Annotated in this window: 8 protein-coding genes; 3 read left to right on the top strand and 5 right to left on the bottom strand. The window is 60.9% G+C overall.

Annotation, left to right across the window (positions count from 1 at the left end):
• Nucleotides 1-327: 327 nt before the first annotated feature.
• The 5 genes from DK871_RS27795 to DK871_RS27775 form a co-directional block, all read right to left on the bottom strand.
• Nucleotides 328-1,665: an imelysin family protein gene (locus DK871_RS27795; protein ID WP_032895564.1), complete on the bottom strand. Its 1,338-nt coding sequence runs from the start codon at nt 1,663-1,665 to the stop codon at nt 328-330.
• A 126-nt stretch (nt 1,666-1,791) separates the two neighbouring features.
• A complete protein-coding gene (locus tag DK871_RS27790; RefSeq protein ID WP_161907412.1) occupies nt 1,792-3,843 on the bottom strand; it encodes a bifunctional diguanylate cyclase/phosphodiesterase in 2,052 nt (683 codons plus the stop codon).
• Nucleotides 3,844-4,064: 221 nt separating this feature from the next.
• A complete protein-coding gene (locus DK871_RS27785) occupies nt 4,065-4,253 on the bottom strand; it encodes a hypothetical protein (protein WP_161907411.1) in 189 nt (62 codons plus the stop codon).
• A 150-nt stretch (nt 4,254-4,403) separates the two neighbouring features.
• Nucleotides 4,404-5,000: a superoxide dismutase gene (locus DK871_RS27780; protein ID WP_003175739.1), complete on the bottom strand. Its 597-nt coding sequence runs from the start codon at nt 4,998-5,000 to the stop codon at nt 4,404-4,406.
• A 178-nt stretch (nt 5,001-5,178) separates the two neighbouring features.
• Nucleotides 5,179-5,778: a LysE/ArgO family amino acid transporter gene (locus DK871_RS27775; RefSeq protein WP_161907410.1), complete on the bottom strand. Its 600-nt coding sequence runs from the start codon at nt 5,776-5,778 to the stop codon at nt 5,179-5,181.
• A gap of 100 nt (nt 5,779-5,878) precedes the next feature.
• Between DK871_RS27775 and DK871_RS27770 the strand changes: the two genes are divergently transcribed.
• The 3 genes from DK871_RS27770 (at nt 5,879) to DK871_RS27760 (ending at nt 8,824) form a co-directional block, all read left to right on the top strand.
• Nucleotides 5,879-6,775 (top strand): LysR family transcriptional regulator ArgP, encoded by an 897-nt coding sequence (locus DK871_RS27770; RefSeq protein WP_161907409.1) that lies wholly within the window; start codon nt 5,879-5,881, stop codon nt 6,773-6,775.
• A 98-nt stretch (nt 6,776-6,873) separates the two neighbouring features.
• Entirely contained in the window at nt 6,874-7,872 is a 999-nt protein-coding gene (locus DK871_RS27765; protein WP_161907408.1) for an NAD(P)-dependent oxidoreductase, read from the top strand.
• Between the two features lie 127 nt (nt 7,873-7,999).
• Nucleotides 8,000-8,824: an ATPase gene (locus DK871_RS27760; protein ID WP_161907407.1), complete on the top strand. Its 825-nt coding sequence runs from the start codon at nt 8,000-8,002 to the stop codon at nt 8,822-8,824.
• Nucleotides 8,825-9,054: the final 230 nt, after the last annotated feature.

Below are 9,054 nucleotides of genomic sequence, written 5' to 3'. Positions count from 1 at the left end.
GGGCGGCTAACCCGGCGTCCTGCCGGGTTACCCACGAATTCAAGCCTGCGTTCGGCCAGCGTGGTTTAACGGGGCGCATGAGATCAAGATCACAAGCAGATCAAGAGCAAGATCAAGAGCGGCTCGCTTCGCATCGTGGTTAGCGTTGGCGGGTACAGCCTACACATTGGTGTAGATACCTACTGCAGCGATGGCGGTGTATCAGTGGCAATTAGTCGACTGGACCACCGCCATCGCAGGCAAGCCAGCTCCCACAGAGATAGGTGCTGCAATTATTGCGCGCATGAAAAAGGCGACCCGCAGGTCGCCTCTTTCAACTGCGCTTGATCAGAACTCGTGATCAGCGCTGTCCGGGTTCAGGTCGCTGATGCCAAGCTTGCCGGCAGCGGCTTCGATCGAACCGGTCTGCTTGACCAGGGCGGCGATCGAGTCACGCACGATCTGGTTGCCCTTTTCATTGTCCGCGGCGATCAACTGGTCGTAATGCTCACCGTTGTTGGCGTGGTCAACCATCACTTGGATCTTCGCTTCGGTGGCCGCCAGGTCAGCCTTGAGGGCTGCATCGGCTGCCGGGTCGGCCTTGGCCACCAGGGACGACAGGCTGGCGCCGGTCAGCTTGGTGCCGTCAACACGGGTGTATTCGCCCAGGTAGACGTTACGGATGCCCTTGGCGTCGTAGAAGTGCGAGTAATGGGTGTTGTCGCTGAAGCAGTCTTGCTCGTCTTCCGGCGAGTTGGCTTCCAGAGACACTTTCATGCGCTCCCCGGCGAGCTCGCCCAAGGACAGGCTGCCCATGCCGAACAGCATTTTACGCAGGCCATCGGTGCCCGGTTCCGACTCCAGGGTGGCGCGGTAGTTGTCTTCGACGTTGGGCTTCCAGTTGTCGACCATTTCCTGCAGGTCGCTGACCAGCAGTTGGGTGACCGCACGCAGGTAAGTGCGGCGACGCTCGTTGTGGCCGCCGGTTGCACCGTCACCGGTCATGTAGTCCGACGCCGGGCGGTTGCCTGCGCCTGGGCCGGTGCCGTTGAGGTCCTGGCCCCACAGCAGGAATTCGATGGCGTGGTAGCCGGTGGCGACGTTCGCTTCGGAACCGCCCAGCTCATTGAGGCTGGCGAGTTTTTCTGGGGTGATGTCCTTGACGTCGACCTTGTCTTCGCCCACCTGGATCTCGTTATTGGCGATGATGTTGGCGTTGGCACCTGGGTTACCCAGCGCGTGTTCGTAGGACTTGTCGACGTAGTCGATCAGGCCTTCGTCCAGGGGCCAGGCATTCACCTGGCCTTCCCAGTCGTCGATGATGGTGTTGCCGAAGCGGAACACTTCGCTCTGCAGGTAGGGTACGCGCGCGGCGATCCAGGCGGTACGGGCCGCTTTCAGGGTTTCGTCGTTCGGGTTGGCGAGGAAGGTGTCGATTGCGGTCTGCAGGGTTTTTGCGGTGGATTCGGCATCGCTGTACACCGCAAACACCATGTCTGCGTAGTGCGCGACCACGGCCTTGGCGGCCGCTTCGTCGACCTGGCCAGCCGGGGCAGCCGCCGGTGCGGTAGTGCTGGCGGCAGCGGGTGCCTGGGGCGCGGCGGCCTTGTCTTTACCTTCGCCGCAACCGGCGAGAGAAATGGCAATGGCCAGCAGACTGGCGGTGGCCAGGGGCATACGAATCATGGCGAACATCCTGCTTCGGTTGTTGAAAGGGCGCGCGGGGAGCGCAAACGCTGCGACATAATGCGAAAGATTTGCATTTTGTGTAAAGGCTTATACGCGGGAAATATTGAGTATCGAAGTGTAAATTCAAAGACTCACGGCGTTATTGCGCTCGGCCTGCTTCAAATAAGCCGACAACTCCCGGGCCTGCAGCGGTTTGCTGTAGTGATAACCCTGCCCCTCATGGCACCCCTCGGAGATGACGTAGGCCTCCTGTTCGGCAGTCTCCACCCCTTCGGCAATCACCTGCATGCCCAGGCTTTTGCCCAGTTGGATAATGGCGCGCACGATGGTTGCGTCATCGTCGTCGTCCTGCAGGTCCTGGACGAAGCTCTTGTCGATCTTGATCTTGTCCAGGGGCAGGCTCTTGAGGTAACTCAGGGATGAGTAGCCAGTGCCGAAGTCATCAATGGCGATCAGCGCCCCGGAGCGGCGCAGGCTCAACAGGTGCTGGGCGGCGGTGCTGATGTCTTCCATCAGGCCGGTCTCGGTCACTTCCAGCTCCAGGCTGCGTGGCGGCAGGCGATAGATCTGCATCAGGTTGTTGACCACCCGCGGCAACTCGGTGTGGTGCAGTTGCACGGTGGACAGGTTGACGGCCATGCGCAGCGCCGTGAAGCCCTGGTCATGCCATTCGCGCAATTGCCGGCACGCCTGGTCCAGCACCCATTCGCCAATGGGAATGATGGTGCCGTTCTGTTCCGCCAGCGGGATAAACAAGTCCGGCGGTACCAACCCGTGCTCCGGGTGCTGCCAGCGCAGCAGGGCTTCCACGCCCACCACCTGATGGTCGCGGTAGCTGATTTGCGGTTGGTACACCAGGTGCAACTGCTCGCGGCTCAGGGCATCGCGCAGGTCTTTCTCCAGTTCACGGCGCCGGCGCATTTCGCTGTCGACGCTAGCGATATAGAACTGGTAACGGTTGCGCGAGCGGCTCTTGGCCAGGGTCATGGTCTGCTCGGCTTTTTGCAGCAACTTTTCGGTGCTGTCGCCATCCTCCGGGAACAGTGTGATGCCGATGGTGGCGCGCAGGCGGATCAGGTCATGGTCGAGCGCAAATTCAGCCTCCAGGTCATCGAGGATGCTTTGCGCCAGTTCGGCGGCTTCGTAGGGCTGGTCGATATCGGCTTGCACCAGAGCGAACTGGTCGCCTCCCAGGCGCGCGAGCGTACCCAGGCGCCCGCTATGGGCGCGCAAGCGGTCGGCCAGGGCCAGCAGCAGTTTGTCGCCGGCCTGGTAGGTGAACTGCTCGTTGACGCTCTTGAAGTCATCCAGGCCCACGCACAACACCGCGACACGGCGTTGCCGGCGGCCAGCGTCCGTGAGGATCTTGTCCAGTTGCGCCTGCAACTTCTGGCGGTTCGGCAGGCCGGTCAGGAAGTCGTATTGGGCCATGCGCAACAGGCTCGACTCGGCCTCGTGGCGCAAGTGGGTATTGCGCTCGATGGATTCGAGCAATTGGTTGGCGGTGTTTATCCACTGCCCCAATTCGTTGCGTTCGTGGCCCTTGAGCTGAGGGATCTTGTGCTCGCTGGGGCGGTCCGGGTTGATCGAGGTCAGGTGTTCGATCATCCGCGACAACGGTTTGGTCAGCATCCAGTGATACACCAGGTACAGCACCAGCCCCATGGCCAAGGCGCGCAATACGCCCGAGATAAAGATGATGACCGAGCTGACCAGGAAACTTCGGCCATAGGTGGCGGTGTCGAGGGTGATACTCAGGTCGCCGTAATATTCGCTGTAGGGGCCCTTGCCCACCAACGCAGTGGTAAAGGAGCGTTCCTGGCCAAGAATCAGGTCGGTCAACCAGCGGCTGGGGGACTGCTGTAAAGGGCGGCTTTTTTCCGCCAGCATGGTCTCGTTGGGGTGGCCGATAGAGGCCATGCGCACAGCGTCGTCCTGGAACAGGCCTTCGATCACCTGCATGCCCATCTCGCGATCCAGGCTGTACACGGCCTGGGTCGAGGGGTCGCGAAACATGTCGAGGATGCGCTGGGCATCGCCCGCCACGGCCTGGCGTGTCTTGTAGGCATCAAAAACGATCTGCGCCGCGCTCAGCGCCACACCCACGATCAAGGCCGACAGCAGCACAACCCGTAGCAACTTCACCGACAAGCTGTTCTTGAGTTCCAGCTTCAAAGGGGCATTCCTTGTCTCATGCGGGTGGCCGTCAATATGCCATGAGTATTGGCAATCTGGTGATGGCAGTCAAAGGGACATTGGGGCCTGAGCTGAATTGAGGTTTGGGCAGGATAAACGCAGGTACGCGCCCGCTGAGGTTCGGGCTTGTCATAAACAGGAAAGGGTAGAGTGCAGCAGCGGAGAAGGCGGAAGCTATCCGCCTTCGAGTTGGTGACGATTTAAGAAAAATCGATCTGGCCCTGGGGTTGTTGTTGCTCCCCACCGATTTTCGAGCCTTCACTGACCATGTCCAGGGCTTTGTTTGCCATGTCCATTGCGCCTTTTGCCAGGTCCAGCCCTTTATCAGCAATACCCGCTACCATTGGGATTGCACCTGCAACCCCTGCTGCCATCGAAATAGGATCCATCGTCATTCTCCACATTCATTCAGGAGGGTTATTCCTCCTGAGGTATGTGTGGTGAATTGTTACGGTTGAGTTCCGGTATCTCTGGGCTGTCTGCCTGGCGCGCATAAAAAAGCCCGGCAATCGCCGGGCTCTTTCTACTGCAAGCGTTACTTAGGCAGTGAAGGTCTTGCCTTCGAACTGCTCAGCCACGAACTTCCAGTTGACCAGGTTCCAGAACGCTTCCACATACTTTGGACGCACGTTGCGGTAGTCGATGTAGTAGGCGTGTTCCCAGACGTCGCAGGTCAGCAGCGGGGTGTCGCCGTTGGTCAGCGGGTTGCCGGCGCCGATGGTGCTGGCCAGGGCCAGGGAACCGTCAGCCTTTTTCACCAGCCAGCCCCAACCGGAACCGAAGGTGCCGACCGAAGTCTTGGTGAACTCTTCCTTGAACTTGTCGAACGAACCGAACGCAGCGTTGATGGCTTCAGCCAGCGCGCCGGTTGGTTGGCCGCCGGCGTTTGGCGCCAGGCAGTTCCAGTAGAAAGTGTGGTTCCAGACCTGAGCAGCGTTGTTGAAGATGCCGCCCGAGGAAGACTTGACGATCTCTTCCAGGGTCTTGCCTTCGAACTCGGTGCCAGGCACCAGGTTGTTCAGGTTCACGACATAGGTGTTGTGGTGCTTGTCGTGGTGGTATTCCAAGGTTTCCTTGGAGATGTGCGGCTGCAGGGCATCGTGTGCGTAGGGCAGCGGCGGCAATTCGAAAGCCATGATGATTCTCCTAATCAGGTCAGTTGCGGTGAGCGCAAGGCCGATCACGGGCGGCCAAACATGCGCCGGGGAGTTTGTACTCTTTGCGGCGCAGGGGCCTGATCATAGCACCGGGGGTGCGGCATAACCACGCAACAACTGTGTGGGATAGAGGTTCCAGAGCGTTTTGGAATATTGCTCAGGCGCTGATCAGTTGATAGGCCACCGAGAACATCATCGCGGCCACCAGCAGGTCCAGCAGGCGCCAGGTGGCCGGGCGTGCCAGCCAGGGTGCCAGCCATGCCGCGCCCAGCGCCAGGGTGGCGAACCACAGGAACGAGGCACTGGCCGCTCCGGCAACGTAGGCACCGGGTTCGGTTTGTTGCGCGCCCAGGGAGCCGATCAGCAGGACGGTGTCCAGGTAGACGTGGGGGTTGAGCAAGGTTACCGCCAGGGCGCTCAGCAATACGGCGCGCAATGAGCGCGTCTTGAGGCTGTCGCTGTGGTCCAGGCTCTGTTTCGAGCAGGCCCTGCGCAGCGCGCATGCGCCGTACCAGAGCAGGAACGCAGCGCCGCCCCAGCGTGCCACCGCCAGCAGTATCGGGCTCTGCGCCAGCACGGTGGCCAGCCCGAATACCCCAGCGGCCACTAGCAGTGCGTCGCAGATCACACACAGCGCCGCCACGGGTAAGTGATGTTCGCGGCGCAGGCTTTGCGCGAGTACAAATGCATTTTGGCTGCCGATTGCCATGATCAACCCGAGGGCCACCAGCAAACCGTTCATATAGCTTTGCCACATAGAGGAAGATCCTTGTTGATGCTCAAACGATGCTGGCTATGGTGACGCTCGAGGTTGTATAAGAAAAACCAATATTGCTGATCGCTCATTAGAGAAACTGATGTTCGACTATAAATTGCTTTCTGCCCTGGCGGCGGTGGTGGAACAAGCCGGCTTTGAGCGCGGTGCCCAGGTGCTGGGGCTGTCGCAGTCAGCCATCTCCCAACGCATCAAGCTATTGGAGGCGCGCATCGGCCAGCCGGTGTTGATACGCGCCTCGCCGCCAACGCCTACCGACATCGGCCGGCGCCTGCTCAACCATGTGCAGCAGGTGCGTTTGCTGGAGCGTGACCTGCAAAGCCAGGTGCCGGCCCTGGACGAGGAGGGCATGCCCGAGCGCCTGCGCATTGCCCTGAATGCCGACAGCCTCGCCACCTGGTGGGCCGAGGCGGTCAGCGACTTCTGCGCCGAACAGCATTTGCTGTTGGACCTGGTGGTCGAAGACCAGACCGTGGGCCTCAAACGCATGCGCGCCGGTGAAGTGGCGGCCTGCATTTGCGCCAGCGAACGCCCCGTGGCCGGTGCCCGTAGCCTGTTGCTGGGCGCCATGCGTTATCGGGCGCTGGCCAGCCCGGCCTTTCTGACGCGGCATTTTCCTGGGGGCGTGCGGGCCGACCAATTGGCGCGCACGCCTGCGCTGGTGTTCGGCCCGGATGATTTCCTGCAGCACCGCTACCTGGCGTCCCTGGGGGTAGACGGTGGTTTCGAACACCATCTCTGCCCGTCATCCGAAGGCTTTATCCGCCTGACGGAAGCCGGCCTGGGCTGGGGGCTGGTGCCTGAATTACAGGTGCGCGACCAGTTGGAAACCGGCGTATTGGTCGAGTTATTGCCAGATAAGCCCATCGATGTGCCGCTGTACTGGCATCATTGGCGCAGTGGCGGGCAACTGTTGGGCTTGTTGACCGACCATCTGGCCGATGTGTGTGGCCATTGGTTGGTGCCCTATCAGCAGTGACAAGCGTCAAGCTGCAAGCTGCAAGTGAAGAGCTCGCAGATCGTTTTTAACTTGCAGCTTTAAGCTTGACGCTGGCAGCTGCATCCGTAGGAGGCTTCATGAAAATTCTGGTCACCGGCGCAAGCGGCTTCATCGGCGGGCGCTTTGCGCGCTTCGCCCTTGAACAAGGCCTGGACGTGCGGGTCAACGGGCGGCGCGCCGAGGGTGTGGAGCACCTGGTACGGCGCGGTGCCGAGTTTATCCAGGGTGACTTGAATGACGCCGACCTGGTGCGCGACCTGTGCCGCGATGTCGAAGCCGTGGTGCATTGCGCCGGCGCCGTCGGGCTGTGGGGCAAGTACCAGGACTTCCACCAGAACAATGTGCTGGTCACCGAAAACGTCGTTGAGGCCTGCCTGAAACAGCGCGTCGGGCGCCTGGTGCACCTGTCGTCGCCGTCGATCTACTTTGACGGTCGAGACCATCTAGGGCTCACCGAAGAACAAGTGCCCAAGCGTTTCAAACATCCCTATGCCGCCACCAAGTACCTGGCCGAGCAGAAGGTGTTCGGCGCCCAGGAGTTCGGCCTGCAAGTGATAGCCCTGCGCCCGCGCTTTGTCACCGGGGCTGGCGATATGAGCATCTTCCCGCGCCTGCTGAAAATGCAGCGCAAGAACCGCCTGGCGATCGTCGGCGACGGCTTGAACAAAGTCGACTTCACCAGCGTGCACAACCTTAACGAGGCGCTGCTCAGCAGTTTGCTCGCCACTGGCTCGGCCCTGGGAAAAGCCTACAACATCAGCAACGGCGCACCGGTGCCGATCTGGGATGTGGTGAACTACGTGATGCGGCAAATGGAGCTGCCCCAGGTGACCCGTTACCGCTCCTACGGTGCGGCCTACAGCGTGGCGGCCCTGAATGAAGCCTTCTGCGCGATGTGGCCGGGGCGGCCGGAGCCGGGGTTATCGCGCCTGGGCATGCAGGTGATGAACAAAGATTTCACCCTCGACATCAGCCGCGCCAGGCATTATCTCGACTACGAGCCCAAGGTCAGCCTGTGGGCCGCGCTCGACGAGTTCTGCAGCTGGTGGAAAGCCCAGGACCCGGGCCGCCAATAAGCTCATACGCAGCAACACTTCGGGAACCCAATTCCAGGTTCCGAGTCGATCCATGCGCCGGGAGTGCGGTTTATACTCCTGCCGCTCGGCCTTGCAGCCAGCCATCTCATTGATTCAGGGTAGATTCATGCGTAACGATGCTAAAGACGACTTCGACAACGTTCCCAGCCTGCGGGCCGATCTTGGGGATGACGATGATTTCGTGCCAACCCCCGCGACGTCGGTGCGTTCGCGAACGACGCCCGTGGTCAAGGTCAAGAGCGCCAGCACCGGGCCGTTGTGGGCATTGGTTGGCGCGCTGTTGATCGCCTTCGCGGGCCTGGCCTGGTGGAGCTTCCAGCAGATCTCCCTGATGGGCCAGCAGTTGGTTGCCACCCAGGAGAGTTTTGCCCGCATCAGCGAAGAAGCTGCGGGTCGCCTGCAGGCGATCTCCGGCAAGGTCGTGGCCAGCGAAGCCAATGTGAACAACGGCAGCGAAGCCTTGAAGCTGCAGATCAAGCAGCTGGAAGCCCAGTTGCAGGAGCAGGGCAAGCAACAGTTGGGCGTCGCGGGTCAAGCCACCGAACTGGACGGCCGCCTGGCGCAGATGAGTGCCAGCACCACCGAACTGACAGCGGCCAACACCAAGCTGCAAGGCCAGGTGCAGGCCCTCACTGACGCGGTCGCCAGCCTCACGGCAGCGCAGGCCGAGGTCAAGGGCCTGGCCACCGATGTGGCTGCCTTGAAGAAGCAAGGCAACCCGAGCGCGGCCATCGCCCGTCTCGAGCAGGACCTGCTGGTACTCAAGAGCGCCCAGGAAAACCAGCCGGCCAACGTCGACGCGCCGACCAACAAGGAATTCGACGTGTTCCGCATCCAAACCACACGCAATATCACCACCTTGCAGAGCCAGGTGCAGAATCTGAATCAGCGTCTCAATGCGCCGGCTGCGGCCACACCGCTGGGCCAATGACCGTCCTTTGCAGGAGCGAGCTTGCTCGCGAAAAACGTTAACGATCACGCCGGTTTCCTGGATAAGCGCGGCGCTTGTGGGCTTTTCGCGAGCAAGCTCGCTCCTATGTATGGACTCGCCCCCACTGTCAACCCGCTTTTTAAACAATGGTATCCGGTTGCATCTATGTATCAGGCCTATTCGAGGAAGCCCTAAACAGCTTCTGGCCAACATTGGATCAGCTCGCGATA

The organism is Pseudomonas sp. L13, assembly GCF_009935965.1.
In the GTDB taxonomy this organism is placed as follows: domain Bacteria; phylum Pseudomonadota; class Gammaproteobacteria; order Pseudomonadales; family Pseudomonadaceae; genus Aquipseudomonas; species Aquipseudomonas lactis.
This window is presented reverse-complemented; position numbering and strand designations above follow the sequence as displayed.